This is a genomic window from Paraburkholderia dinghuensis (genome assembly GCF_003837865.1).
In the GTDB taxonomy this organism is placed as follows: Bacteria; Pseudomonadota; Gammaproteobacteria; order Burkholderiales; family Burkholderiaceae; genus Paraburkholderia; species Paraburkholderia dinghuensis.
On record NZ_RQIS01000009.1, the window covers coordinates 15,116 to 40,583 of the forward strand.

Annotated in this window: 25 protein-coding genes; 23 read left to right on the forward strand and 2 right to left on the reverse strand. The window is 63.5% G+C overall.

Going from position 1 to position 25,468, the window contains the following annotated elements; translation table 11 throughout:
* The first annotated feature begins 96 nt into the window (after positions 1-96).
* The 20 genes from creD to purF all read left to right on the forward strand — a co-directional run bounded on the left by creD (position 97) and on the right by purF (position 21,518).
* Entirely contained in the window at positions 97-1,584 is a 1,488-nt protein-coding gene (gene creD, locus D1Y85_RS13515) for a cell envelope integrity protein CreD (protein WP_221410286.1), read from the forward strand.
* 182 nt (positions 1,585-1,766) lie between these two features.
* Positions 1,767-2,276 carry a hypothetical protein gene (locus tag D1Y85_RS13520; protein ID WP_124151576.1) on the forward strand — a complete coding sequence of 170 codons (510 nt, stop codon included), beginning with the start codon at positions 1,767-1,769 and terminating at the stop codon, positions 2,274-2,276.
* Positions 2,277-2,326: 50 nt separating this feature from the next.
* Positions 2,327-2,821, forward strand: a complete 495-nt coding sequence (locus tag D1Y85_RS13525) for a hypothetical protein (protein ID WP_124151577.1) — start codon at positions 2,327-2,329, stop codon at positions 2,819-2,821.
* 127 nt (positions 2,822-2,948) lie between these two features.
* The gene (locus D1Y85_RS13530) at positions 2,949-3,413 is read left to right on the forward strand and encodes a DUF2628 domain-containing protein (RefSeq protein WP_221410287.1); all 465 of its coding nucleotides are present in this window, start codon (positions 2,949-2,951) and stop codon (positions 3,411-3,413) included.
* A gap of 337 nt (positions 3,414-3,750) precedes the next feature.
* Positions 3,751-5,160, forward strand: coding sequence for a 3-isopropylmalate dehydratase large subunit (gene leuC, locus D1Y85_RS13535; RefSeq protein WP_124151578.1), 1,410 nt, complete (start codon positions 3,751-3,753; stop codon positions 5,158-5,160).
* Positions 5,161-5,164: 4 nt separating this feature from the next.
* Positions 5,165-5,305 (forward strand): lipoprotein, encoded by a 141-nt coding sequence (locus D1Y85_RS13540; protein WP_124151579.1) that lies wholly within the window; start codon positions 5,165-5,167, stop codon positions 5,303-5,305.
* Between the two features lie 79 nt (positions 5,306-5,384).
* Positions 5,385-6,035, forward strand: a complete 651-nt coding sequence (gene leuD / locus D1Y85_RS13545; RefSeq protein ID WP_124151580.1) for a 3-isopropylmalate dehydratase small subunit — start codon at positions 5,385-5,387, stop codon at positions 6,033-6,035.
* 50 nt (positions 6,036-6,085) lie between these two features.
* Positions 6,086-7,153 (forward strand): 3-isopropylmalate dehydrogenase, encoded by a 1,068-nt coding sequence (leuB, locus tag D1Y85_RS13550; protein ID WP_124151581.1) that lies wholly within the window; start codon positions 6,086-6,088, stop codon positions 7,151-7,153.
* A gap of 373 nt (positions 7,154-7,526) precedes the next feature.
* Positions 7,527-8,648, forward strand: coding sequence for an aspartate-semialdehyde dehydrogenase (gene asd, locus D1Y85_RS13555; RefSeq protein ID WP_124151582.1), 1,122 nt, complete (start codon positions 7,527-7,529; stop codon positions 8,646-8,648).
* Positions 8,649-8,803: 155 nt separating this feature from the next.
* Positions 8,804-11,113, forward strand: a complete 2,310-nt coding sequence (locus D1Y85_RS13560; RefSeq protein WP_124151583.1) for a FimV C-terminal domain-containing protein — start codon at positions 8,804-8,806, stop codon at positions 11,111-11,113.
* 19 nt (positions 11,114-11,132) lie between these two features.
* Entirely contained in the window at positions 11,133-11,948 is an 816-nt protein-coding gene (gene truA / locus D1Y85_RS13565) for a tRNA pseudouridine(38-40) synthase TruA (protein ID WP_124151584.1), read from the forward strand.
* A gap of 55 nt (positions 11,949-12,003) precedes the next feature.
* Positions 12,004-12,681 (forward strand): phosphoribosylanthranilate isomerase, encoded by a 678-nt coding sequence (locus D1Y85_RS13570; RefSeq protein WP_124151585.1) that lies wholly within the window; start codon positions 12,004-12,006, stop codon positions 12,679-12,681.
* 65 nt (positions 12,682-12,746) lie between these two features.
* Positions 12,747-13,940: a tryptophan synthase subunit beta gene (gene trpB / locus D1Y85_RS13575; protein WP_124151586.1), complete on the forward strand. Its 1,194-nt coding sequence runs from the start codon at positions 12,747-12,749 to the stop codon at positions 13,938-13,940.
* 11 nt (positions 13,941-13,951) lie between these two features.
* Positions 13,952-14,881 (forward strand): DNA-methyltransferase, encoded by a 930-nt coding sequence (locus tag D1Y85_RS13580; RefSeq protein WP_124151587.1) that lies wholly within the window; start codon positions 13,952-13,954, stop codon positions 14,879-14,881.
* Between the two features lie 52 nt (positions 14,882-14,933).
* Complete coding sequence (gene trpA / locus D1Y85_RS13585) at positions 14,934-15,749, forward strand: tryptophan synthase subunit alpha (protein ID WP_124151588.1); 816 nt, start codon at positions 14,934-14,936, stop codon at positions 15,747-15,749.
* Positions 15,750-15,877: 128 nt separating this feature from the next.
* Positions 15,878-16,750, forward strand: a complete 873-nt coding sequence (gene accD / locus D1Y85_RS13590; RefSeq protein ID WP_124151589.1) for an acetyl-CoA carboxylase, carboxyltransferase subunit beta — start codon at positions 15,878-15,880, stop codon at positions 16,748-16,750.
* Between the two features lie 213 nt (positions 16,751-16,963).
* Entirely contained in the window at positions 16,964-18,274 is a 1,311-nt protein-coding gene (gene folC, locus D1Y85_RS13595) for a bifunctional tetrahydrofolate synthase/dihydrofolate synthase (RefSeq protein ID WP_124151590.1), read from the forward strand.
* Between the two features lie 106 nt (positions 18,275-18,380).
* Positions 18,381-19,352, forward strand: a complete 972-nt coding sequence (locus D1Y85_RS13600; RefSeq protein WP_124151591.1) for an SPOR domain-containing protein — start codon at positions 18,381-18,383, stop codon at positions 19,350-19,352.
* Between the two features lie 7 nt (positions 19,353-19,359).
* Positions 19,360-19,854 carry a CvpA family protein gene (locus D1Y85_RS13605; protein WP_124151592.1) on the forward strand — a complete coding sequence of 165 codons (495 nt, stop codon included), beginning with the start codon at positions 19,360-19,362 and terminating at the stop codon, positions 19,852-19,854.
* A 116-nt stretch (positions 19,855-19,970) separates the two neighbouring features.
* Complete coding sequence (purF, locus tag D1Y85_RS13610; RefSeq protein ID WP_124151593.1) at positions 19,971-21,518, forward strand: amidophosphoribosyltransferase; 1,548 nt, start codon at positions 19,971-19,973, stop codon at positions 21,516-21,518.
* A gap of 54 nt (positions 21,519-21,572) precedes the next feature.
* On the opposite strand, the gene D1Y85_RS27035 is transcribed toward purF, so the two are convergent.
* A complete protein-coding gene (locus D1Y85_RS27035; RefSeq protein WP_185218978.1) occupies positions 21,573-21,824 on the reverse strand; it encodes a hypothetical protein in 252 nt (83 codons plus the stop codon).
* On the opposite strand from D1Y85_RS27035, the gene D1Y85_RS13615 reads away from it, so the two are divergent.
* From D1Y85_RS13615 to D1Y85_RS13625, 3 genes are all read left to right on the forward strand, one after another.
* Positions 21,823-23,019 carry an O-succinylhomoserine sulfhydrylase gene (locus D1Y85_RS13615; protein WP_124151594.1) on the forward strand — a complete coding sequence of 399 codons (1,197 nt, stop codon included), beginning with the start codon at positions 21,823-21,825 and terminating at the stop codon, positions 23,017-23,019. The genes D1Y85_RS27035 and D1Y85_RS13615 overlap by 2 nt on opposite strands.
* 98 nt (positions 23,020-23,117) lie before the next feature.
* Entirely contained in the window at positions 23,118-23,978 is an 861-nt protein-coding gene (locus D1Y85_RS13620; protein WP_124151595.1) for an MOSC domain-containing protein, read from the forward strand.
* A gap of 76 nt (positions 23,979-24,054) precedes the next feature.
* The gene (locus D1Y85_RS13625; RefSeq protein ID WP_124151596.1) at positions 24,055-24,576 is read left to right on the forward strand and encodes a DUF2867 domain-containing protein; all 522 of its coding nucleotides are present in this window, start codon (positions 24,055-24,057) and stop codon (positions 24,574-24,576) included.
* A gap of 64 nt (positions 24,577-24,640) precedes the next feature.
* Here D1Y85_RS13625 and D1Y85_RS13630 read toward each other — a convergent pair whose 3' ends face one another.
* Positions 24,641-25,453: an AraC family transcriptional regulator gene (locus tag D1Y85_RS13630; RefSeq protein ID WP_124151597.1), complete on the reverse strand. Its 813-nt coding sequence runs from the start codon at positions 25,451-25,453 to the stop codon at positions 24,641-24,643.
* Between the last annotated feature and the right edge of the window lie 15 nt (positions 25,454-25,468).

The following is a 25,468-nucleotide window of genomic DNA, read 5'->3' on the forward strand; positions in this document are numbered from 1 at the left end:
ATCCGATCCTGATCGAGACAGGCAAGAAATTGCGAAGTAGTTTGCTGGGCTAGCGCATATTTAACGCAGTTATCCTGAAAAAAATGATCTGGCGCATTGAGCAAACGCAAACGACCTGCATTGCTCACAAGATTTTCGGTTTCCTGCTTAACGCTGTGGGTGTTGGCATCCTGTAACCTGCGTTTTCACGCAGAGGCAACCGATTCGAGGCAGGCAATGACAGAAGTTGTTAGAAATATGAACCCAGCGCGGACACCGGCTTTCAAATTTGGCCTTATCGTGCTGTTGGGCGCGTTGCTTGCCGTGCCGCTTTTCTCGGTTTATCTGCTTGTCTATGATCGGCAGTCGCAATCGGATACGGCCAGGGCGGGGATTGTCGCGGGCTGGGGTGACCGGCAGACGGTGTCCGGCCCATTTCTCATCATCCCGTTCACCCGCGTGGAACAGGTTACCTCGACCGAGGCCGGCAAAACAGTCACACGCCAGAAACTCAACGATGAGTCACTGGTCGTCTCGCCGACGCAGGTGGCGATCGATACGCGCCTCGATCCGGAATTGCGCAAGGTATCGATCTACGAGGCGGTGATCTATACCGCCAATATGCACATGCAGGGTGGCTTCACGTTGCCCGATCTCGCCGCGCTCAATATCGACCCAGGCTGGGTGCACTTTGATCAGATGCGGATTGCATTGGGAATCGACAATTCTCGCGGATTGGCGGGTTCCCAGCCCAATGTCGCGGTGAACGGAAAGACGCTACCGCTGATTCCCGGTTCGGGTCTGAATCAGAATTCGGGTAACGGCTTTAGTGCCATGCTTCCCGTTGCGCCCGCTCGGGGATTGCCACTACCGTTCGACATCAGCTTCCAGCTGCGCGGCCACGACACGATCACGGTCGTGCCGTCCGCGCAGGACACCCGGTGGCATGTGTCGTCCGTCTGGCCCAATCCGAGTTTCCTTGGCGGCTTCCTGCCCGCGTCTCGCAAGGTGACGCCGCAAGGCTTCGAAGCAGACTGGCAAATCGGGAATCTCGCCCTCAACCGGCCAACGGTGTCGATCGGGGAGCAGCAGCCGAACAGTGATGCCCAGGTGAGCGTGGCATTGATCGACACCGTGGATTTCTACAGTCAGGTGAGCCGTGCGGCGAAATATGGCTTTTTGTTCATCGGTTTCACCTTTGTCGCACTTCTGATGTTCGACATCCTGTTCGGCGTGAACGTGCCGGGGCCAGCCTATCTGCTGGTGGGCGTGGGGCTGATTCTGTTCTTCGTGTTGCTACTCGCTTTCGCCGAGGTGATTGGTTTCTCGCTGGCCTATCTGGTGGCCAGTGGGGCGATCGTCGCGTTGCTTTCCTGTTATTCGGCTGCGATTCTGAAAAGCTGGCGACGCTCGATAGTGATCGCCGCAATGCTTTCTGCCCTGTATGTCGTGCTTTACGTGTTGCTCAGTCTTGAGGCCTGGTCGTTGATGATCGGTTCGTTGCTGATCTTCGCGGCGCTTGCGGCGGTGATGTACATCACGCGTAATGTGAACTGGCGCCAGATCGAGCAGCCAACGGCTACCGACGCGAACCTGGCCGAGTAATGGTGGCATTTTATGTGCGCGGCTCCGGAGTTCGGCCGGAGCGTGCGCATTTGAGGCCCGCAAACTACGCATTAATTGGCTATCTATAACGATGGTCTTTTCGTTTTACGTTGCCAGTTAGTTGAACACGCGTGGGTCGACCGACGTTTTGCGGGCAGGCGTATGTTGAGGGTTGGAACGGTATGGCAGGCGGGAAAAGAGATCTTGTCGTCCACTATGACGAAGCGCGCCAGGAGATCGTTTTTTACTCGACGGATTCCAGCAAGACCGAAGCCATCCGGGCGGCGGAGTTCGGTGGGTGTCGCATACGCGTGTCTCATCTAAAGGAGAAGTCGCCGTCCGATGCCGAACAGACAGTCGGGGGTACGGTGCTTGCCATCCTGGATCAGGCTGCGACCGCCAAGACCGGAATCCGTGATTACGCAGCGGAAGCGGAAAAGGCGGCGGTCGAGCACCGCGCGATGCTTGAGCGGCAGGTGCAGGTTGGGGATGTCGAGGCCAGCTACCACCTGGCTATCGAACTACATTACTCGGCGATAAAGCATGGTTCGGCCGCCGATCTGGAGCGGGCAGGGGCGTTGTTTGATGCAGCGGCGCGAGCCGGACATCCTGATGGAATCAGGGCAACGGAAAACTGGCCGGACATGAGAGATAGCGCGTTACGGTTAATCCAGCGTCGCAATCGCGGCTAGACAAGCCTGCAAGTTATGGCGCGGTTTTGATCGGCATGGCGTGAAAGCCAATGAAAAAATCCGTAAAACAAAGCCTCTCGATGGGGTTGCTGTGTCTTCCTTTCGGCGTGATGGGCGGTCTCGTATTCGGTCTTCGTCCCGGTTCGAGTCAAGACCTGGACGTGAGCGAAATCGCGTTTGCACTCGTGGCGGCGGTTTCCTCGCTCGTGTCCGGCATGCTGACATGGTTCCTGATGGTGATACGACGACGCCATTTAAAAGTGTGGCGCGGTATGTTGGCAGGCGCAGTTGCCGTGATTTTCGCGCATTGGCTCACGCTGGAATTGATGCTCATCGCGAGCAATTTATCGCGGGTCGTCGGTAAAGGCGATCCACACAGAATGTTTAGTATTTTTGAACTAACGTTCGGCAATATCGGCCTTACTGTCCTGTCGCTGCTTGTCGTTGGCTGGTGGCTAACCATCCCCATCGGCAGCATCCTCGGCGGACTACTCATCTTGTTGCAGCGGCGTGCCTTGTCGCGTGTGCCCGATACACCTGCGTGACAACGAAGCCTGGACGCATCAGAAATGTCTCGTCAATTTCAGGTGTGCTGATGATGTGCAACTTTCCGACGCTGCAAACAAGGAAGATGTCCCTGCGCCATGGCTACCCTTCTTATATCGATACAGAGTGAAGACCAATCACATGACCGAGAGGATTTCAATGTCTGACCGTCTCACCACTTCTGCTCTGCCATCCAATCTGAAGCCGAAATGGCGTGAGCGTTTCGAGTTCTTCGAGCAATACGGCGAGCCTTCCTCGCCGGAGTTCAAGGCTGCGTACAAAAACCTTCCGACCGGGAAGAGACTTCTGATCGGTATTAACTGGGTCGGTTTCTTTTTTGGCCCGCTCTACTTGCTCGTATTGGGGATGTGGCGGCGCACCTTGACGTGGTTTGCGATAATTTCCGCGTCGGTCATAGTGGAAGGTGTGTTTGCGATTGCCACTGGCATCGACATTCCTGATGCGTTCGATGTCGGTATCAGCTGCGGTCTTGCGATGCTGGTCGCAATAACCACCAACTACTCGTACTACCTGAAGACCATGAAGGGCGACAACGGCTGGAATCCGTTCAGCGGGATGCGCTGGTTCTGATCGCGCAGGTTCTGGCTGATCGAACTGCACCCCAAAAGCTGGGCATCGATCCAGCTTTTGGGGTGTTTTTCATGGCGAGGCGCAACGAACGGTTCCCGTCCGGGCCTGTGCGTCAGCGAGTGGAATACCCGGTCCGTTTCTTCGCGCGCGCAGCCCATGCTTCTAACGCAACTGGCCACGCCACCCCTGCCGGGTAACACCGATACAGGTATCGCCACTACCACCCAACCTACTGTTTTTTATCGGTTTTTCCCAGTGGAATCAGCAAGGGGCGGGGTTCGCGTGGCATAATCGCGAAACACCGTATTGCCCCGCAGTCATTCATTCCCCGCATATCATGGCAAAGACGCTCTACGACAAATTGTGGGACTCCCACGTGGTCCACACGGAAGACGACGGCACGACGCTTCTCTATATCGACCGTCATCTGCTGCACGAAGTCACCAGCCCGCAGGCCTTCGAGGGTCTGAAGATGCACGAGCGCCCGGTCTGGCGCATCAGCGCAAACCTGGCGGTCTCCGACCACAACGTGCCCACCACCGACCGCAGCCACGGCATCGCCGATCCCGTTTCGAAGCTGCAGGTCGACACGCTCGACGCAAACTGCGACGCCTTCGGCATCACGCAGTTCAAGATGACCGACCAGCGTCAGGGTATCGTCCACATCGTCGGTCCGGAGCAGGGCGCGACGCTGCCGGGCATGACCATCGTCTGCGGCGATTCGCACACGTCCACGCACGGCGCGTTCGGCGCGCTTGCGCACGGCATCGGCACTTCGGAAGTCGAGCACGTGCTCGCTACGCAAACGCTCTTGCAGAAAAAGAGCAAGAACATGCTCGTGAAGGTCGAGGGCCAGTTGCCGCGCGGCTGCACCGCGAAGGACATCGTGCTCGCGATCATCGGCAAGATCGGCACGGCGGGCGGCACGGGCTACGCGATGGAATTCGGCGGCTCGACGATTCGCGCGCTCACGATGGAAGGCCGCATGACCGTGTGCAACATGGCGATCGAAGCGGGCGCGCGCGCCGGCATGGTCGCCGTGGACGACACCACGGTCGACTACCTGAAGAACCGTCCGTTCTCGCCGCAGGGAGCGGAATGGAACCAGGCCGTCGAATACTGGAAGACGTTCCGCTCCGACGAAGGCGCTCACTTCGATCGCGTGGTCGAGTTGAACGCCGCTGAAATCGTGCCGCAGGTCACGTGGGGCACGTCGCCGGAAATGGTCACCTCGGTCGATGGCCGCGTGCCCGATCCCGAGCGCGAGAAGGACCCGGTCAAGCGCGATGCAATGGAACGCGCGCTGCAATACATGGCGCTCGATCCGAACACGCCGATCGAGTCGATCAAGGTGGACAAGATTTTCATCGGTTCGTGCACGAACGCGCGCATCGAAGACATCCGCGCCGCCGCTTATGTCGTGAAGAAGCTCGGTCGCCGCGTGGCGTCGAACGTCCGTCTTGCGATGGTGGTGCCGGGCTCGGGTCTCGTGAAGGCGCAGGCCGAGCGCGAAGGGCTCGACAAGGTGTTCGTCGATGCGGGCTTCGAGTGGCGCGAGCCGGGCTGCTCGATGTGCCTCGCCATGAACGCCGACCGGCTGGAGCCGGGCGAGCGTTGCGCGTCCACGTCGAATCGTAATTTCGAGGGCCGTCAGGGCGCAGGCGGACGCACGCACCTCGTGAGCCCGGCCATGGCTGCTGCGGCGGCCATCGAAGGTCATTTCGTCGATATTCGCAAATTGGGATAAAGCCATGAAAGCAAGCATTTTTATGCGTCGTGTGGCGCTCCTTTCGCTGGCGGGCGCACTGCTCGCGCTGACGGGCTGCAACACCGTGGCCGGTTTTGGCCAGGACATCAGCAGCTCCGCTCGCACGGTGCAACGCGCGCTCTAATTGCGCCTGAAGCAGCGGCCGGGCAACGCGGACGGCGTCCGCGGCCCGGAACGCCCAGCATCCTTCTGGATCACGGATCATGGATAAATTCATCGTACACACCGGCGTAGTGGCGCCGCTCGATCGCGAGAACGTGGACACGGACGCGATCATTCCGAAGCAGTTCCTCAAGTCGATCAAGCGCACCGGCTTCGGCCCGAACGCCTTCGACGAATGGCGTTATCTCGACCACGGCGAGCCGGGTCAGGACAACTCGAAGCGTCCGCTCAATCCGGACTTCGTGCTGAACCAGCCGCGTTATCAGGGCGCATCGGTGCTGCTTGCGCGAAAGAACTTCGGCTGTGGCAGCTCGCGCGAACACGCGCCGTGGGCGCTTCAGCAGTACGGCTTTCGCGCGATCATCGCGCCGAGCTTCGCGGACATCTTCTATAACAACTGCTTCAAGAACGGCCTCTTGCCGATTCAGCTGACCGAGCAGCAAGTGGATCAGCTGTTCAACGAGACCTACGCGTTCAACGGCTTCCAGCTGACGATCGATCTCGACAAGCAGGTCGTGCGCACGACCGATGGCGCACAGGAGTTTCCGTTCGAAGTGGCAGCGTTCCGCCGCTACTGCCTGTTGAACGGGTTCGATGACATCGCACTCACGCTGCGCCACGCCGACAAGATCCGCCAGTACGAAGCCGAGCGCCTCGTGCGCCAGCCGTGGCTGAACAACCGCGTGCTCTGAACTGACGCGCGCGAACCAGCGAACAACGAAATAACGCGAGGAAAAACAGGATGAAGATTGCAGTGCTGCCGGGCGACGGCATCGGTCCGGAGATCGTCAAGGAAGCCGTCAAGGTGCTGAATGCACTCGGCGAAAAGTTTGAGATGGAAGAGGCGCCGGTCGGCGGCGCGGGCTACGAGGCGAGCGGTCACCCGCTGCCGGAAGCGACGCTCGCGCTGGCGAAGGCCGCCGACGCGATCCTGTTCGGTGCCGTGGGCGACTGGAAGTACGACTCGCTCGAACGCGCGCTGCGCCCCGAACAGGCCATTCTGGGCCTGCGCAAGCATCTGGAGCTGTTCGCGAACTTCCGCCCGGCAATCTGCTATCCGCAGTTGACGGGCGCGTCGTCGCTCAAGCCCGAGATCGTGTCGGGTCTCGACATCCTGATCGTGCGCGAGCTGAACGGCGACATCTACTTCGGCCAGCCGCGCGGCACGCGCGAAGCGCCTGATGGCCTCTTCAAGGGCGCGCGCGAAGGCTTCGACACGATGCGCTATTCGGAGCCTGAAGTGCGCCGCATCGCGCACGTTGCGTTCCAGGCGGCGCAAAAGCGCCAGAAGAAGCTCACGTCGGTGGACAAGGCGAACGTGCTGGAGACGTCGCAGTTCTGGAAGGACATCATGATCGATGTCTCGAAGGAATATCCGGAAGTCGAGCTGTCGCACATGTATGTCGACAACGCGGCGATGCAGCTCGTGAAGGCCCCCAAGGCGTTCGACGTGGTGGTCACGGGCAACATGTTCGGCGACATTCTCTCGGACGAAGCCGCGATGCTCACGGGTTCGATCGGCATGCTGCCGTCGGCCTCGCTCGACAAGAACAACAAGGGCCTGTACGAGCCGTCGCACGGTTCGGCACCGGACATCGCCGGCAAGGGCGTGGCCAATCCGCTGGCGACGATCCTCTCGGCCGCGATGATGCTGCGCTATTCGCTTGGCCGGGCCGAACAGGCTGACCGCATCGAGGCCGCCGTGAAGAAGGTGCTCGAACAAGGCTATCGCACGGGCGACATTCTCACGCCGGGCTGCCAGCAAGTCGGCACGGTGGCGATGGGCGACGCAGTGGTCGCCGCGCTGTAATTGCAGTGTGAAAGCGGGCATGTCCACGGACATGCCCGCTGCGTTTCAAGGGTGCGTCGAGCTACCCATCCGAATATTGAGATGCGGTGTCGAGTCGCACGTCTCGCCGTAGATGGCGAAACATGCGGTTCGTTACCGCGCGAATTGAAGGTTTTCGTGTAGACTGTGCCGATGGCGACGATCCCCCAGATCAAGACTGTTTCGAAAATCCACGGCACTGCCCGTGTGATTTCGCTCGCCAATACCACGATTAGCACGAAAACGATTATTAAAACGATCACCACTCGTTGATCGCTCGTCGTGCCCGCTCATCTTCCCCGCGCGGCCACGCCGGGCGAGCGAAGCGGGGAAGTGTTCATTTCAAGGGTAAGTCATGAATGTAGGTCTCGTAGGTTGGCGCGGCATGGTCGGCAGCGTGCTGATGCAGCGCATGCAGGAAGAACGTGATTTCGACCTGATCGAACCGGTGTTTTTCAGCACCAGTAACGCAGGCGGCGCGGCACCGTCGAACGCCCGAAACGAGACAAAGCTCAAGGACGCGAACAGCGTCGACGAGTTGAAGAAGTGCGACATCATCATCACGTGCCAGGGCGGCGACTACACGAACGACGTGTATCCGAAGCTGCGCGCGGCGGGCTGGAAGGGCTACTGGATCGATGCGGCGTCGTCGCTGCGCATGAAGGACGATGCGGTCATCGTTCTCGATCCGGTCAACCTCGACGTCATCAAGGACGCGCTCGTCAAGGGCCAGAAGGACTTCATCGGCGGCAACTGCACGGTCAGCCTGATGCTGATGGCGCTCGGCGGTCTGTTCCGCGAGAACCTCGTCGACTGGATGACGGCCATGACCTACCAGGCCGCCTCGGGCGCGGGCGCGCAAAACATGCGCGAGCTGCTCTCGCAGATGGGCGCGCTCAACGGCGCGGTCAAGGACGATCTGGCGAATCCGTCGTCGGCGATCCTCGACATCGACCGCAAGGTGCTCGCCACCATGAACGGCGACGCCATGCCGACCAGCCACTTCGGCGTGCCGCTCGCCGGCTCGCTGATTCCGTGGATCGACAAGGATCTCGGCAACGGCATGTCGAAGGAAGAGTGGAAGGGCGGCGCTGAAACCAACAAGATCCTCGGCAAGCCGGCCATGGGTCAGGCGGGCTCGATCCCTGTCGACGGGCTGTGCGTGCGCATCGGCGCAATGCGCTGCCACTCGCAGGCGCTCACGATCAAGCTGAAGAAGGACGTGCCGCTCGACGAAATCGACGGGATCCTCGCTTCGGCCAACGACTGGGTCAAGGTCGTGCCGAACCAGCGCGAAGCGTCGATGCGCGATCTGTCGCCCGCCGTGGTGACGGGTACGCTGACGGTGCCGGTCGGCCGTCTGCGCAAGCTGGCGATGGGCGGCGAGTACCTGTCGGCGTTCACGGTCGGCGATCAGCTGCTGTGGGGTGCCGCAGAGCCGCTGCGTCGCATGTTGCGCATTCTGCTTGAGAAGTGAATGAATTAAACTACGCGGCTAATGACGCGTAGCATGATGGAAAAAGCGCCGCGCCAGTCGCGGCGCTTTTTATTTCGACCGCGCGACCGGTTTTTCATCCTGCAGCCCGTACCCGATTCGTCGACAGCCGCGTAAGCGGTATGCCAGGACATCTGATGATCGTTCGATTTGATTCTGTACCCGTTGCCATGAAGCGGCGGGCAGCACACGCTGCCATCGCTGCGGTGTTTTTTGCGTTGAGCGGCGTTGCCAGCGCGCAGGGCGGCAAAGCGCCGACAGCCGCCTCGGCGGAGGCGCCGGCCTTTCCTGTCGTCGGCCAGTATGCCGTCAAGCCTGGCCAGTCGCTGCACGACATCGCTGCCGAACTTACGCAGTCCAACGACAAATACGTGCTTGCGCACGTTAGCCGGGCGCTCTTTGAAGCGAATCCGACCGCGTTCACCAAGCACGATCCTAGCCGGTTGAAGATCGGCGCCGTGCTCGACGTGCCTGGTGTGCCGGGTGTCGTGGTAAGCGCGCCGCACGCGGCGGCACCAGCGCCTGCGTCGGCGGCTGCGAAGGTGACTGCGGCCTCAGCGCCGGCTGCGGCGAGCGCGCCGGGCACGGTGGCTGCGCAGGGTGCGCCTGCCAAGGCGGCTGCGCAGGGCGCTTCCCCTGTTACTGCGGCGAGTCCCGCCACTGTTGCAGCTGCAACAGCGAGCGCCATTGCACCATCCACCGCGCCTTCTCCTGCGTCCGCACCTTCTGCGACCGTCGGTGCTACGGCTAGCGCCGCCGTTGCGGCAAGCGTCCCTGCAGCAGCAAGCGGTGCGAGCGCGGCAGCCGTTGACGCGGCGGCGCAGGCGGCGGCACTTGCGGCCTCGGCAGCCTCGGCCAGCGCAGTGGCGAGTCAGCCTGCCGCGGCTACGTCGCCCAGCGATGCCCACGTGTGGAGCGGTGCGGTTCAGGCGGCACCGGCGGGCGGTGCGGCATCGGGCGCGCTGGCGCAGGGTGCATCGGCCGCAAAGGTGCCCGTGACTGTGTCCAGTCTCCAGCAATTGCTCGCGCTGAAGAACCGCGTGCTCATGGCGTTGCAGAAGCACGGCATTGGTCAGTCGTCGCAGGGGCCAGCCAACGGCGGCGGTAAATCGGCGACTGTGGCCGGTGCACCGGGCGCGAACGTTCCGGGAGGCGCTGCGGGGTCTCGCGCAACGGGCGGTCAGTTTGAGTTGTCGCCGCTGACGATGAGCATTGCGGCGGCGATCGTCGCCGCAATGCTCGTGCTGATTTTCGGTCTGCTGCTGCGCAAACGCAAAAAGCCCGCAAAGACGGCGGCCGAAGCGGCGCCCGAGCAAGTCGAGCCGCCGGTTCTCGACACGCCGCTGCGCGCAGTCGAGACACCTGCTGTCGAGCCCCGTGCAACCGCTGTGCCGGCGACGGCCGCTGCTGTGTCTGCTCCGGCGCAACGAGACGAAATTCTCGATCAAGCGACGCGGGCGGCGGGCCTTGCTGCCGCTGCGACGCTGGGCGGCGAAGCTTTGCCGCCGGCGCAATTCGATGCACCGTCGGATGAACTGACGCACAGCGGCTCCGCTGTACGACATGATCGCGTGGAACAAGGCGTGACGGCGCGTGGCGTCGAACGGGGTGAGCCCGAAACGCTCGCCGACGCGAGCGAGGCGGCCAGCTTCGCGGCTGCGGCGGAACTGGGTGCCCCGGCGCTGCCGCCGGAGCCTGCGCAAGTGCAGCGCACGGAGGGCGAAGCCGGGAAACTGGCACGCGAAGCTGAACTGGAGCCGGTGCCGGGCCAGCACGAAGCTGAAGCGGCTCGCGGGAACGATGCGCCGGTTCATGCCGAACCCGAAAGCGCTGTACCGCACGTCACGCCCGAACCGGAAGCACTTGCACCGCAGGCTGCAGAGCCGCAACCGGCTCATGTCGAAGAGCCGGCGACCGCTGCCGCACAAGTAGAAGCCGAAGTCGCGAAAAAGGCCGAAATGCCGGGCGAGTTCCCGCAAGATGCCATCAATGCGCTCGGTGGTATCGACATGACATTGCCGCCGCGCGTGGTTGAGCCGATCGCGCAGAGTGCGCCACTCTCCACGCAGCCGGTGGCGTCACCCGAGACGACCGCAGCGCAGGCGGTGCCTTTGTCCGAACCATCGGCGCCGCGTGTGGCCGAAACCTTCGCGGCGGGCACGGCAGGGCCGGGCGCGACTGCGGGCCTCGGAGCACCGCGCTTCGGCGCGCTGACACTCGATTTCGACCTCAACCTGCCGCCCGATTCCGCCGAGCCGTTACCGGTCTTCACGCCGGAGCAACTGGCGCGGATCGCGCGCAACAAGCTCGAACTGGCGCACGAGTACATCGGGCTGGGCGATCTTGGCGGCGCACGCGCGCTGATCAACGAGGTGATCGAGTCGAACGATCCTGCTACCCGCGCAGACGCGCAGACGCTGTTGTCGACGCTCGCGCCGCTGTCGTGATCGAGGCACCGCAATCCGTATGCGTATCGCGCTAGGAATCCAGTACGACGGGGCCGCGTTTTGCGGCTGGCAGTCGCAGCCGCACGGCAAGACGGTGCAGGACGAACTCGAGCGGGCCCTGCGCGAGTTCGCCTGCGTGCCGCTGCAGACCGTCGTGGCAGGGCGTACGGATACGGGCGTTCACGGCCTCGGTCAGGTCGTCCATTTCGATACCGGGCTGGACCGCACACCGTTTTCGTGGGTGCGCGGGACCAACGCGTTCCTGCCGCACACGGTGGCCGTGCAGTGGGCGCAACCGATGCCCGAGGCGTTCCACGCACGCTTTTCCGCGTTCGAGCGCACGTATTACTACGTGCTGTACGTCAACGCGGTGCGCTCGCCGATGCTGGCGGGCCGCGCGGGCTGGATCCACACCCCGCTCGATGTCGACGCCATGCGCGAGGCCGCTGCATACCTGATCGGCGAGCACGATTTTTCGGCGTTCCGCTCGTCGGAATGCCAGTCGAAGACGCCGGTCAAGCACCTGTACCAGATCGACATCCGGCCTCAGGGCGACTTCATTCACTTCCGTTTTCGCGCCAATGCGTTCCTGCACCACATGGTCCGCAACCTGATGGGCTGCCTCGTGGCAGTGGGGCGTGGACGCTATCCGGTGTCGTGGATGGCCGAGGTGCTGGCGGGCCTCGACCGCACGAAGGCCGCGCCGACTTTCATGCCCGATGGCCTCTACCTTGCTCAAGTAGGCTATCCTGACGAGTTCCTGGTACCCGCGCCGCATACGGCCAGCGTACCGTGGAGCGCGATCTGGTCCGACGACTCAAACATCGCCGCCTGACACACACCACGGCGCACTATCAGAACCATCGCAAGGGCAATCCGCTTCCTCAGTCATGACTTCAGCCGATCAATCCGCCGTGCACCGCACCCGCATCAAACTGTGCGGCCTGTCGTCGCCTGAGGCGATTGCGCACGCCATCGATCTGGGCGCCGACGCGATCGGTCTCGTGTTCTATCCGCCGAGCCCGCGATCGGTGAGCGTTGCGCAGGCGGTTGAACTCACCCGCGACATTCCTCCGTTCGTTTCGGTCGTGGGACTCTTCGTGAACGCCACGCCGCAGTGGATCGGTGAGGTGGCGAGCAATGTCTCGCTCACGCTGCTGCAGTTCCACGGCGACGAAACGCCCAGTCAGTGCGAGGCACTTGCCGCCGTTGCCGGTTTGCCCTGGTTGCGTGCGTTACGGGTAGCGGCGGATACTCGCGAGGCCGATTTGGTAGAATCGGCGAATAGTTATTCATCAGCAAGCGGCCTGCTGTTCGACACACATGTCGACGGTTACGGCGGCAGTGGAAAGGTCTTCGATTGGTCACTTATTCCCGCAGGGCTCGCGCGTCGGGCCGTTTTGAGTGGTGGCTTGAACGCGCAAAACGTCGGTGATGCGATTCGCCAGGTGCGTCCGTATGCCGTCGATGTCTCCAGTGGCATCGAGGTCCCGGGCGCGCGGGGCGTGAAGGATCACGCCCGCATGGCGGCGTTCGTGCGCGCAGTGCGCGAAGCGGACGCGGGATGAACCCAATGGCCGACGCCCGTCCTGCGCAACGCAGGACACTCCGAGGCGGGCCGAGCGAGTGACTTATGTACAACTTACCCGATGAACGGGGCCACTTTGGCCCATATGGCGGCATCTTTGCTGCCGAAACCCTCATGCAGGCGATCGACGAGCTGCGCGACGCCTACGCGAAATACAAGGACGATCCCGACTTCGTCGCCGAATATCAGCGCGAGCTGACGCATTTCGTCGGCAGGCCGTCACCGATCTATCACGCGGCGCGCTGGAGCGAAATGGTCGGCGGCGCGCAGATCTATCTGAAGCGTGAAGACCTGAACCACACCGGCGCGCACAAGATCAACAACGTGATCGGCCAGGCCTTGCTCGCCAAGCGCATGGGCAAGCCGCGCGTGATCGCCGAAACCGGCGCGGGCCAGCACGGCGTCGCCACCGCAACGATCGCCGCGCGCTTCGGCATGGAGTGCGTGGTCTACATGGGTGCTGAGGACGTGCGCCGCCAGGCCGCGAACATGTATCGCATGAAGCTGCTCGGCGCGAAGGTCGTGCCGGTGGAGTCGGGCTCGCGCACGCTCAAGGATGCGCTCAACGAAGCCATGCGCGACTGGGTCACCAACGTCGAGAACACGTTCTACATCATCGGCACCGTGGCGGGCCCGCACCCGTACCCGATGATGGTGCGCGACTTCCAGCGCGTGATCGGCGACGAATGCCGTGTTCAGATGCCCGAGATGACAGGCCGTCAGCCCGATGCCGTGATCGCGTGCGTGGGCGGCGGCTCGAACGCGATGGGCATCTTCTACCCGTATATCGACGATAGTTCCGTGCAGTTGATCGGCGTCGAACCGGCCGGCGACGGCATGGAGACGGGGCGCCACGCCGCCTCGCTCACGGCGGGTACCGTGGGTGTGCTGCATGGCAATCGCACCTATCTGCTGCAGGACGAGAACGGCCAGATCATCGAGACGCATTCGGTATCGGCGGGCCTCGACTATCCGGGTGTCGGTCCGGAGCACGCGTGGCTCAAGGACAGTGGCCGCGCGCAGTACGTGACGATCGACGACGAGGAAGCGCTCAAGGCGTTCCACGACTGCTGCCGCATCGAAGGCATCATTCCCGCGCTCGAATCGAGCCATGCGCTCGCGTACGCGGCGAAGCTCGCGCCCACGTTGCCGAAGGACAAGATCCTTCTGGTGAACCTGTCGGGCCGGGGCGACAAGGACATGCACACGGTCGCTGAGCGATCGGGCATTCAGTTCTGAGCGCCCGCACGATGCGTGACGAGTTCGACGAGCCGCAAGCCCCGGCCCCCGTGAGCGACCTTGCGGCTGAAGTGGCCGAACAGGTTGCCGCAGATACGCCCCGCGCACGGCCTGCGAAGGCCTCCGCGCCGGGCGCGGTCGCCACGGTGCCGGACAACATCCGGCTCTTGAACCGCGATTTTCTGACCGATGCAGCGAACGTACCCGACGCCTCGATCGACCTGATCGTGGCCGACCCGCCGTATGGGCTCGGCAAGGACTACGGCAACGACTCCGACATGCGCTCGGGCGAGGACTTCCTCGCCTGGACGCGTGAGTGGCTCGATCTGGCTATTCCCAAGCTCAAGCCGAGCGGTTCGCTCTATGTGTTCTGCACCTGGCAGTACGCGCCGGAAATCTTCGTCTTCCTGAAGTCGAAGCTCACGATGATCAACGAGATCGTCTGGGACCGGCGCGTGCCGAGCATGGGCGGCACGACGCGCCGTTTCACGTCGGTGCACGACAACATCGGTTTTTTCGCGGTGTCGAAGAATTACTACTTCGATCTCGATCCCGTCCGCATCCCGTACGATGCCGTCACGAAGAAGGCGCGTTCGCGGAAAATATTCGAAGGCAGCAGGTGGCTGGAGCTCGGCTACAACCCCAAGGACGTCTGGTCGGTTTCACGTCTGCACCGGCAGCACGCGGAGCGCGTCGATCACCCGACCCAGAAGCCCCTGGAAATCGTCGAGCGCATGGTGCTCGCGAGCTGCCCGCCGGGTGGTCGCGTGCTGGACCCGTTCATGGGCAGCGGCACCACGGCAGTCGCCTGCGCACGCCAGAACCGCGAATTCGTCGGCTATGAAATCAACGAAAGTTACTGCGCGATCGCGCGCGAACGCGTGAGCGCGGCAGCTGCCGCGCCGGCGTCCGCCGTCCAGGGTGTCGCGGCGGGCGCCTGAGGCGCCGCCGCCATCCGCACGCAGTGACGTTCCAAATTTAGAGGACCCTGCCATGTCCCGTATCAAAAGCACGTTCGAAGCGCTGGCCGCCCAGCGCAAGAAAGGCCTTATTCCGTTCATGACCGCCGGCGATCCCGATCCCGCGCGCACCGTCGAATTCATGCACGCGCTCGCCGCCGGCGGCGCGGACGTGATCGAACTCGGCGTGCCGTTCTCGGACCCGATGGCCGACGGCCCCGTGATCCAGCAGGCCTCGGAGCGGGCGCTTGAAAAAGGTGTCTCGTTGAAGAGCGTCCTCGCCGACGTCAGGCGATTCCGCGAGACCAACGACAAAACGCCGGTCGTGTTGATGGGCTACGCGAACCCGATCGAGCGCATGGGTGCCGAGGCGTTTGCCGTCGCGGCCAAGGATGCGGGCGTCGATGGCGTGCTGGTCGTCGACTATCCGCCGGAAGAATCGCTGGATTTCGCCGCGAAGATGAAAGCGGCCGCCATCGATCCGATTTTCCTGCTTGCGCCTACCTCCACCGACGAGCGCATCGCCGAAGTCGGCCGCGCCGCGAGCGGCTATGTCTACTACGTGTCGCTCAAGGGCGTGACGGGCGCCGCCAATCTGGACGTCGCGAGCATCGCGAGTAAAATGCCGGCGATCAAGTCGCGCGTACCGCTGCCGGTCGGTGTCGGGTTCGGCATCCGTGATGCGCAGACCGCCGCCGCCGTCGCTGCTGTGAGCGATGCCGTCGTGATCGGCAGCCGTATCGTGCAACTGCTTGAGCAAACGCCGCCGGAAGCCGCAGCGCTTACCCTCACGCAGTTTGTCGCGGGCATTCGTGCCGCGATTGACACACCGGCTGGCGGCAACCGGTAACACCTGCGGTAAAATCCACTTTTCGCCATGCGCGGTCGGGGTCAGAACCCGGTCAATATTGCCGGATTCGGCGTCCGCCCGCGCCGCGCGCGCATGAAGACATCGCGAAGGTCAAGGAAGGAAACTAAATGAGCTGGCTCGACAAACTGCTGCCGCCGAAGATCAAGCAAACCGATCCGAAAAGCCGCAAGAGCATTCCGGAAGGGCTGTGGATCAAGTGCCCTCAATGCGAAGCGGTGCTGTACCGCAACGACGTCGAGGCGAATCTCCACGTCTGCCCGAAGTGCGATCACCACATGCGTATCGGCGCGCGCGAGCGGCTTGACGGCCTGCTGGATGCGGAAGGTCGCTACGAGATCGGCCAGGAGATCGTTCCGGTCGACGCCCTCAAGTTCAAGGACAGCCGCAAGTACCCGGATCGCATCAAGGAAGCGATGGACGACACCGGCGAAACCGATGCCATGGTCGTGATGGGTGGCGCGATCCACACGCTGCCGGTCGTGGTGGCGTGCTTCGAGTTCTCGTTCATGGGCGGTTCGATGGGCTCGGTGGTGGGCGAGCGCTTTGCGCGCGGCGCGCAGAACGCGCTGGAGCAGCAGGTGCCGTTCATCTGCTTCACGGCCTCGGGCGGTGCGCGCATGCAGGAAAGCCTGCTCTCGCTCATGCAGATGGCCAAGACCACGGCGATGCTGACGAAGCTCTCCGAGGCCAAGCTGCCGTTCATCTCCGTGCTGACCGATCCGACGATGGGCGGTGTATCGGCGAGCTTCGCGTTCCTCGGTGACGTCGTGATCGCCGAGCCGAAGGCGCTGATCGGCTTCGCCGGCCCGCGCGTGATCGAGCAGACCGTGCGCGAGAAGCTGCCGGAAGGCTTCCAGCGCGCGGAGTTCCTGCTGCAGAAGGGCGCGGTCGATATGATCGTCGACCGCCGCAAGCTGCGCGAAGAACTCGCGCAGCTCATTGCGATCCTCTCGCGCCAACCCGCCGACGCGGTGGCCTGAAGCCGTGGGCCTGCCGGTGCGAACCGGTGGCCCTCGCGACATCGCGCCGCCGACGCGGCGCAGACCGCATTCCCCCGCGCGCCGCCAGCGTAAAGCTGCGGCGCGTTGTCATTTCCGCGATAATGCCGTATTTGCAGCGGACATTTCACATGACCGGCGCACACGCCCGGCGCCTCGCGCCTCGTCCGCGCGCCGCATGCTACGAATCATTCGATGAGTACCTTTCCCTCCCTCGACGCGTGGCTCACGCACCTTGAAACAGCGCATCCGGTCGGCATCGACATGGGGCTCGGCAGGATCCGGCAGGTCAAAGACGCGCTGCAACTGAAGTTCGAGTGCCCGATATTCACGGTCGGTGGCACGAACGGGAAAGGCTCGACCTGCGCGATTCTCGAAACGATCCTGCTGAAGGCCGGCTATCGCGTCGGCTGCCATACGTCGCCGCATCTGCTTTCGTTCAACGAGCGCGCGCGCGTCGGCGGCGAGCAGGTCAGCGACGCCGACCTGCTACCGCATTTCGAGGCCGTCGAAGCGGCTCGTCTCTCGCTCGCGCAGCCGGTCACGCTGACGTACTTCGAATTCACGACGCTCGCGATCATGCACCTGTTCGCCTCGCGCGCGCTCGACGCCGTCATCTTCGAAGTGGGTCTCGGCGGCCGGCTGGACGCCGTGAATGTGCTCGACACCGACTGTGCGATCGTCACGAGCATCGACATTGACCACACCGAGTACCTCGGCGACACGCGTGAGAAGATCGCCTTCGAAAAGGCCGGTATCTTCCGGCCAGGCAAGCCAGCGATCTGCGCCGATCCGATGCCGCCGAAGACGCTCGTCGACCATGCCGAGGCCATCGGCGCCGATCTGTGGCTGTTCGGCCGCGATTTCCGCTATGAAGGGCAGGCGGGCAGCGAGCGCCAGCAGTGGACCTACGCGGGCCGCGCGCAGCGCCGCCCCGCGCTCGCGTATCCCGCACTGCGCGGCGCGAACCAGTTGATCAACACGTCGGCGGCGCTCGCGGCGCTCGAAGCCATGCGCGACCGCGTGCCGGTCTCGGCGCAGGACATCCGCCTCGGCATTGCGAACGTCGAACTGCCGGGCCGCTTCCAGGTGCTGCCGGGCAAGCCTGCCGTGATTCTCGACGTCGGCCACAATCCGCATGCGGCGGCCGTGCTGGCGCAAAATCTCGGCAGCATGGGCTACTTTCCTTACACTTACGCGGTGTTCGGCGCGATGCGCGACAAGGACATTGCGGGCGTGCTGCACAACATCTCGGGCGAGATCGACCACTGGTGCGTCACCGACCTGCCGGGCACGCGTGCGGCATCGGCCGTGGAGCTTGAAGCTGCGCTGCGCGCGGCGGGCGTTGAGGACGGCCCCGACAGCAGCGTGACGCGCTACGAATCGCCTGCCGCCGCGTTTGAAGATGCGCTAAAACGCGCAGGCGAAAATGATAGAATTATCGTTTTCGGAAGTTTCTTGACGGTCGCTGGCGTGATGGCCTGGCGAAAGTTGAAACACAGTTAAAAAGACCGCAGTAAAAAACAGCGGTCTTGGCAGCACTGAACGCACGGCATCCTGCACGCCGCCACGCAGATATTCGGCCAAAACCAGGCCAAACGCGCAGCCATACATGGGACTTTTCTCGTTCGGCAAGAAAGACGACACGGCGCCGCGACGGCGTGGTGCCGAAGCGGGCTCGGAACGGCGTAGCAGCCAGGGCACGCGTGTGGAGCGGCGAAGCCGCCGGCCCGACCGGTCGAGCGACGCCGAAGCGATGCTCCTCGATCCCACCCTGCCTGAAAAGCAGCGTGCGCGGCGGCGCCTCGTCGGCGCGATTGCGCTGGTGGTGGCGGCCATCGTGATTCTGCCGATGGTGCTCGATTCGCATCCGAGGCCCGTCACCGACGACATCGCCATCGATATCCCCAGCCGTCCGTCCGCGACCGCTGGTGGACCCGCGGCTCGCGACGACGCCGCGGACACCCAGGCCGGCGTCGCGCCGGATAATCCTGGCGCGTCGGACCTCTCAGCGGCGGCGGTGCCTGGCGCGTCGGCAATCGCTTCGGCTGCACCAGCCGCGCCGACGCAATCCGCGCAGAACTCGGTTAGCACGCCTGCCACAGCCGCTTCGGCGACGTCGGGCAAGACGACGCAAACCGCGCAGACCCAATCTCAGCCGCAGCCTTCGCCCACGAGCAAGCCTCCCGCGCAGCCGTCGGCCAATACTGCGGCAGCGGCAGTTGCTTCGCGCAATGCGCACGCTGATGCGACGAGCCAGTCCAGCCCACAGGGCCAGAAGGGTGTCTCGAGCGCGGACAACACGATCGCCGCTCCCGGTTCCACCGCGCCGGCGACGCCGCCGGGTGCGCGCTACGCAGTGCAACTGGGCGCGTTCTCCAATGAGGCGACCGCGCGCAACTGGGTGACGAAGTTGAAAGCAGCCGGCGTACCCGCATATACCGAGCAGCGTAAACAGGCCGACGGCTCGACGCGCACGCTTTTGCGCGCAGGCCCGTTTGCGGATCGCGCAGCGGCCTCGGAAGCAATCGCGAAGGTGCGCGGTGCAGGGCTGATGGCCGGTTCCAACGGCGCGGCGGAATAACCCGCGTATGCTCACTGCATTCGACTACGCTGTAATGGCGGTAATCGCTGTGTCGGCGCTGCGCGGGGCGTGGCGCGGATTCATCGGCGAAGTCTTTGGATTGATAGGCTGGGTCGCCGCGTTTCTGGTGGCGTGCCGCTACGTGGAACACGTGGTGCCGTGGATGCCGGCACACTGGCCGGGCGGTACCCTGACGCAGTGGCTGCTTGCGTTCGTGCTGATCGTGATCGGCGTCGTTTTTGTTGCCGGTATGGTCAACGCGCTGCTTGGCCGGCTGGTGCAGGTGAGCGGACTGTCCGGCGTGGACCGGTCGCTCGGATTGATGTTCGGGCTCGTGCGAGGCGTCGTGCTGGTGCTGATTCTGGTTGTCCTTGGCGGACTGACCGAGCTGCCCCAGCAGGAATTCTGGCGCGATGCACTGCTCTTGCCCTATGCGAAGCAGGGCGTGCGCGAACTGAAACCCATGTTGCCCGAGACGCTCGCTTCATACGTCCACGTTTAACGTCATGTAACGTGGTGTGACGATGGCGCCCCGGCGCAGCAGCCCAGCACCTTTGCGGCACAGGACCGGCACTTGCCATCCGCCGCTATCGATTTCGCTTTTTTGAAGGACCTGCCATGTGCGGCATCGTAGGCGTAGTTTCCCGCTCTCCCGTCAACCAGCTCCTCTATGACGCGCTGCTGTTGCTCCAGCACCGCGGTCAGGACGCGGCCGGCATCGCCACCGCGAACGGCAGCACGTTCCACATGCACAAGGCCAACGGCATGGTGCGCGACGTGTTCCGCACCCGCAACATGCGCAGCCTGCCGGGCAACAGCGGCATCGGCCAGGTGCGCTACCCGACCGCCGGATCGGCGTCGAGCGAAGAGGAAGCCCAGCCGTTCTACGTGAATGCGCCGTTCGGCATCATCCTCGCGCACAACGGCAACATCACGAACGTTCCGCAACTCAAGGATGAGATGTTCCGGATCGACCGCCGGCACATCAATACCCACTCCGACACCGAAGTGCTGCTCAACGTGCTCGCGCACGAAGTGCAGACGGCCACCACGGGCCTCGAACTCGATGCCGCGGCGCTCTTCAAGGCCGTGTCGGGCGTGCACCGGCGCGTGCGCGGCTCGTACGCGGTCGTTTCGCTGATTTCCGGCTGCGGCTTGCTCGCGTTCCGCGACCCGTTCGGCATCCGTCCGCTGTGCATCGGCAAGCTCGAGACGCCCGAAGGCACCGAGTGGTTGCTGGCGTCGGAATCCGTGGCGCTGGAGGGCATCGGCTTCGAATTCGTGCGCGACGTGGCGCCGGGCGAGGCGGTGTTCATCGACTTCGAAGGCAATTTCCACGCGCAGCAGTGCGCGGTGTCGCCGAGCCTCAATCCCTGCATCTTCGAACTCGTGTACCTCGCGCGTCCGGACTCCGTGCTCGACGGCGTGCCGGTCTATAACGCGCGTCTGCGCATGGGCGACTATCTCGCCGAGAAGATCAAGCGCGAGCTGCCCGGCGTGAAGATCGACGTCGTGATGCCGATTCCTGATTCGTCGCGCCCCGCTGCGATGCAGGTGGCGGCGAAGCTCGGCGTGGAATACCGCGAAGGCTTCTTCAAGAACCGTTATGTGGGTCGCACCTTTATCATGCCCGGCCAGGCCATGCGCAAGAAATCGGTGCGCCAGAAGCTCAATGCCATGGGCATCGAGTTCAAGGGCAAGAACGTGCTGATCATCGACGATTCGATCGTGCGCGGCACGACCTCGCATGAAATCGTGCAGATGGCGCGCGACGCGGGCGCGACCAAGGTGATCTTCGCTTCGGCGGCGCCGCCCGTGAAATTCCCGAATGTGTACGGCATCGATATGCCGACACGCGGCGAACTCGTCGCACACGGCCGCACGGATGAGGAAGTGGCGCGCATCATCGGCGCGGATCACCTCGTGTATCAGGACGTGGACGCGCTCAAGCAGGCAGTGCGCGACATCAATCCGGAGATCAAGCGCTTCGAGGCTTCGTGCTTCGATGGCGATTACATCACCGGCGATATCACCACTGCGTATCTCGACAACATCGAGAGCGCGCGCCTCGCACCGCAGGCCCAGTCGGACCGCGACGCGGCGAGCGAAGCGCTGGACGGCGGCATGACGCGTTCGCAACTGCATCTGCAACTCTCGGTGGAGTGACGCGTGCGCAGCGCGCTTGCCCGTGTTAGCATGAGCGCTTGCGTCGATTTGATCTCAGCTTGCGGACGCGGGGCAACCCAAAACAGCTAAAGCGAAACGGACGAAAGCGGCGGAAGGAATCGGAAGAAATCGAACCGCAATCGCCCGATTTCCGATACGCTGCGCTGCTGCCCCGAACACCCGAAAGCCCGCTTCTGCCGACGCAAAGCGGGCTTTTTTGCGCCCGGCTTTTGCCTGATTTGCGCCCGACGGTCTCGCGACCGGACGGCCATTGAACGTGAAACGAACAGGAAACCACGCGAACATGGACGACACCCTCAACTTCGATACGCTCGCCGTGCGCTCGGGCACGTTGCGCAGCGAGTTCAACGAACATTCGGAAGCGATCTTCCTCACATCGAGCTTCTGTTTTTCGAGCGCCGCCGAGGCGGCCGAACGCTTCAAGAACGCCGAGACCGCGTACACGTATGCGCGCTTCACGAACCCGACCGTGACGATGTTCCAGGACCGGCTCGCCGCGCTCGAAGGCGGCGAGGCGTGCATGGCGACGGCCTCGGGCATGTCCGCGATCCTCTCGGTCGTGATGGCCGCCCTGCAGGCGGGCGACCATATCGTCAGCTCGCAGAGCATCTTCGGCTCGACGGTCGGCATGTTCTCGCAGATCTTCGTCAAATTCGGCATCACGACCACCTTCGTCGATCCCAGCGATCTCGATGCGTGGAAGAACGCCGTGCGTCCCGAAACGAAGATGTTTTTCCTCGAAACGCCGTCGAACCCGCTCACCGAAGTGTCGGACATCGAAGCAATCAGCAAGATCGCGAAGGCCGCGAACGCGCTCTTCGTGGTCGACAACTGCTTCTGCAGCCCGGCGCTGCAGCAGCCGCTCAAGCTCGGCGCGGACGTCGTGATGCATTCGGCCACCAAGTTCCTCGACGGCCAGGGCCGCGTGCTCGGCGGCGCGCTCGTGGGCTCGAAGGAATTCATCATGGGGAAGGTGTTCCCGTTCGTGCGCAGCGCGGGACCGACGCTCTCCGCGTTCAACGCGTGGGTGCTGCTCAAGGGCATGGAGACGCTGTCGTTGCGCGTCGAGAAGCAGTCGGCGAACGCGCTGGAAATCGCACGCTGGCTCGAAGCGCATCCGGCCGTCAAGCGCGTGTTCTATCCGGGCCTCGAATCGCATCCGCAACATGCGCTCGCGATGCGTCAGCAGAAGGCGGGCGGCGCAATCGTCTCGTTCGAGCTGAAGGGCGATACGCCCGAAAAGCAGCGTGAGAACGCCTGGCGTGTCATCGACAACACGAAGGTCTGCTCGATCACGGGCAATCTCGGCGATACGCGCACGACGATCACGCACCCCGCGACGACCACGCACGGCCGCATTACGCCGGAAGCGCGCGCGGCGGCGGGCATCACCGAAGGACTGATCCGCCTCGCGGTGGGGCTCGAGAACGCGCAGGACATTCGAAGCGATCTCGCGCGCGGACTCGACGCGGCGGCCTGAGCGTCCGCTTTGTAGTTCGGTTTGCGTAGTATCCTTGCAGTTCGCAGTTCGGGCCGTTCGAAGCGGCCCGTTTTTCTTCATCTCACAGGTTGACCGTCATGGCCGTCATTCGCGCGTTGTTCGTCTATCCCGTCAAATCGCTCGGTGGCATCGCACTCGATCAGGCACAACTCCTCGCCGAGGGACTGAAGTGGGACCGCAACTGGATGGTGGTGGACGAGACAGGCCAGCTCGTCACGCAGCGCCAGAACGCGGCGCTGGCGCGTGTTGTGTGCGCGTTCGTCAAAGGCGGTGTGCGTCTTTCGACTGATGGCATGGCGTCGTCGCTCGTGCTGCCCTTCGAGCCGCGAGGCGACGAGCGCCGCGTGCGCGCGACGGTCTGGAATGACACGGTCGACGCTTTCGACGAGGGCGACGAAGCCGCTCAGTGGATCACGAAGGCGGTGGGCGTGCCGTTGCGGATCGTGCGATTCGCACCTGACGCCACGCGATATGCGAACAGGAAGTGGACGAATGACGAGGACGTTCCAACCCATTTCGCGGATGCCTTCCCGCTGCTCGTGACGAACGAGGCATCGCTCGCGGACCTCAACGCGCGGCTCGCCGCAAAGGGTGCGCCGCCGGTGCCGATGACGCGCTTCAGGCCGAACATCGTGGTGGATGGCGAGGAGGCGTTCGACGAGGACTTCGTCGAAACGATGTCGATCGACGGGACAGACGTGGTGCTGCGTTTCGCGAAGCCGTGCGATCGTTGCCAGGTCACGACGATCGATCAGCTCACGGGCGAGCGCGACGCACAGTGGCCCGCCGAGCCGCTCGATACGCTGATGACGTTTCGCGCAGACCCGCGCGTGAACGGGGGCCTCACGTTCGGTGTGAACGCGACGGTCGTGTCAGGTGCGGGCGAGCAGGTGGCCGTGGGGGCGCCGGCGGAGTGGGAGTGGCGTTTCGACGAATGAGCGTCGGGCGTCACGGCGGTGAATTCGTGAGGCACGTCCACACGTTCGACGTACACGCGTATCAGCAGGTGCAGGCATGAACAGCAAACCCGCGAGTCTGGAACTTCCCTCGGGCGCACGCCTCGTTGCCGAGCCGGAGCGTTTGAACTATCTGCATACGGCTTGTCGGCGGTTGACCCGGAACATGACTGCCTTCGAGGCGTACTGCGCGTCGACTGCGCGTCCATCGGTTCCGCTTCAGGTGGCCTTTCTCGTGCGGGACAAGATTTCCAGCCTGTTCGGTGTGCAGACGATTCGCGGCTTTAAAGGGGCGAGGCCGCGTTCCGCGCCGGCTGTCGGAGAGCGGCTCGATTTTTTCACGGTCGAGGCGGTCGCGGACGATCAGCTCGTTCTGACTTCGAGAGACACGCATCTCGCCGTCATGATATCGATCGACATGACATCTTCACCGTCCGATCCGGCTGCGCGATGGTGTCACATCACGGCCTCTGTGGAAACGTATAACGCCTTCGGAAAGCTGTACATGCTGCCAGTCGCGCCGGCGCATAAGCTCATCGTGTGGAAGATGCTGAAATCGCTCGATGCAGCGTCGACTTGATTCGCAATTGGCGAATCGTGCGATTGCCTGAACCCTTCAACCAACGGCGAACCGGAGTGACGCGTCAGCAGTGCGCGTGATCCGGCAACGCCCGCCATTGCCCCGGCGCGAGCCCAAAGCGGCGTGTAAAAGCGTGCGTGAACGCGCTCTGGTCGCCAAACCCCACTTCGAGCGCAACGTCCACGAGTGTGCGGCGCGGATCCGCGAGCAGCGTGATAGCCGTATCGAGGCGCAGCCGCTGCAGATAGCGATGCGGCGTTTCGCCGAAAGCCTCGATGAAAAGCTGATGAAAGCGCCGCATGCCGAAACCGCAATGCGTGGCGAGATCCGCGATGCGCAACGGCTCGGCGAGATGTGCGCGCAGCCAGCGGTCGATGCGCGCGAAGTCGAGACCTGCGGCAGCATCGGACGATGTGCTGCCCGCGATGCCGGTTTGCGCGATGAAGGCGGCGCACAGTCGCGCGGATGCGTCCCAGTGAAAACGCCGCGCGCGCGCGTCTGCGCTTGCGTCCGGCGGCGTCGCTTGTGCGGCGCGTTGCGCGATCTGCTGCACGAGTTGCGTGAGCGCGGGATCGATGCGCACGGCGCGTGCCGCATCGAAGAGCCGCTCGGGCACGGCGAGCGACGCGGCGGGCAGATCGACCACGAGCTGGCGGTTCTCGCCGATGCCCGCGTAGTCGTGCCGGGCGCCGGCGGGAATCAGCCAGGCGGAGTAACAGTCGATGCGCTCGCCGACGCCGTCGACCGTCATCTCCATCGCACCGTCGAACCCGAGCACGATCTGGTGAAAATCATGCAGATCGGTCTCCTCGACTGCGCCGTAGCGGCGCAGTTCGACGCCGGGCGCAGTGACGGGTGCGTGGTGATGCGGATTCATGACGGAAAATGACCG

Coding starts and splice junctions, on each gene's coding strand:
- folC (WP_124151590.1), top strand. CDS start 16,964: ATGAGTACCTTTCCCTCCCTCGACGCGTGGCTCACGCACCTTGAAACA.
- D1Y85_RS13525 (WP_124151577.1), top strand. CDS start 2,327: ATGAAAAAATCCGTAAAACAAAGCCTCTCGATGGGGTTGCTGTGTCTT.
- D1Y85_RS13560 (WP_124151583.1), top strand. CDS start 8,804: ATGATCGTTCGATTTGATTCTGTACCCGTTGCCATGAAGCGGCGGGCA.
- leuC (WP_124151578.1), top strand. CDS start 3,751: ATGGCAAAGACGCTCTACGACAAATTGTGGGACTCCCACGTGGTCCAC.
- D1Y85_RS13605 (WP_124151592.1), top strand. CDS start 19,360: ATGCTCACTGCATTCGACTACGCTGTAATGGCGGTAATCGCTGTGTCG.
- D1Y85_RS13570 (WP_124151585.1), top strand. CDS start 12,004: ATGACTTCAGCCGATCAATCCGCCGTGCACCGCACCCGCATCAAACTG.
- trpA (WP_124151588.1), top strand. CDS start 14,934: ATGTCCCGTATCAAAAGCACGTTCGAAGCGCTGGCCGCCCAGCGCAAG.
- trpB (WP_124151586.1), top strand. CDS start 12,747: ATGTACAACTTACCCGATGAACGGGGCCACTTTGGCCCATATGGCGGC.
- leuD (WP_124151580.1), top strand. CDS start 5,385: ATGGATAAATTCATCGTACACACCGGCGTAGTGGCGCCGCTCGATCGC.
- D1Y85_RS13580 (WP_124151587.1), top strand. CDS start 13,952: ATGCGTGACGAGTTCGACGAGCCGCAAGCCCCGGCCCCCGTGAGCGAC.
- D1Y85_RS13615 (WP_124151594.1), top strand. CDS start 21,823: ATGGACGACACCCTCAACTTCGATACGCTCGCCGTGCGCTCGGGCACG.
- D1Y85_RS13600 (WP_124151591.1), top strand. CDS start 18,381: ATGGGACTTTTCTCGTTCGGCAAGAAAGACGACACGGCGCCGCGACGG.
- truA (WP_124151584.1), top strand. CDS start 11,133: ATGCGTATCGCGCTAGGAATCCAGTACGACGGGGCCGCGTTTTGCGGC.
- D1Y85_RS13630 (WP_124151597.1), bottom strand. CDS start 25,453: ATGAATCCGCATCACCACGCACCCGTCACTGCGCCCGGCGTCGAACTG.
- D1Y85_RS13625 (WP_124151596.1), top strand. CDS start 24,055: ATGAACAGCAAACCCGCGAGTCTGGAACTTCCCTCGGGCGCACGCCTC.
- leuB (WP_124151581.1), top strand. CDS start 6,086: ATGAAGATTGCAGTGCTGCCGGGCGACGGCATCGGTCCGGAGATCGTC.
- purF (WP_124151593.1), top strand. CDS start 19,971: ATGTGCGGCATCGTAGGCGTAGTTTCCCGCTCTCCCGTCAACCAGCTC.
- D1Y85_RS13620 (WP_124151595.1), top strand. CDS start 23,118: ATGGCCGTCATTCGCGCGTTGTTCGTCTATCCCGTCAAATCGCTCGGT.
- D1Y85_RS13540 (WP_124151579.1), top strand. CDS start 5,165: ATGAAAGCAAGCATTTTTATGCGTCGTGTGGCGCTCCTTTCGCTGGCG.
- D1Y85_RS27035 (WP_185218978.1), bottom strand. CDS start 21,824: ATGTTCGCGTGGTTTCCTGTTCGTTTCACGTTCAATGGCCGTCCGGTC.
- asd (WP_124151582.1), top strand. CDS start 7,527: ATGAATGTAGGTCTCGTAGGTTGGCGCGGCATGGTCGGCAGCGTGCTG.
- accD (WP_124151589.1), top strand. CDS start 15,878: ATGAGCTGGCTCGACAAACTGCTGCCGCCGAAGATCAAGCAAACCGAT.
- D1Y85_RS13520 (WP_124151576.1), top strand. CDS start 1,767: ATGGCAGGCGGGAAAAGAGATCTTGTCGTCCACTATGACGAAGCGCGC.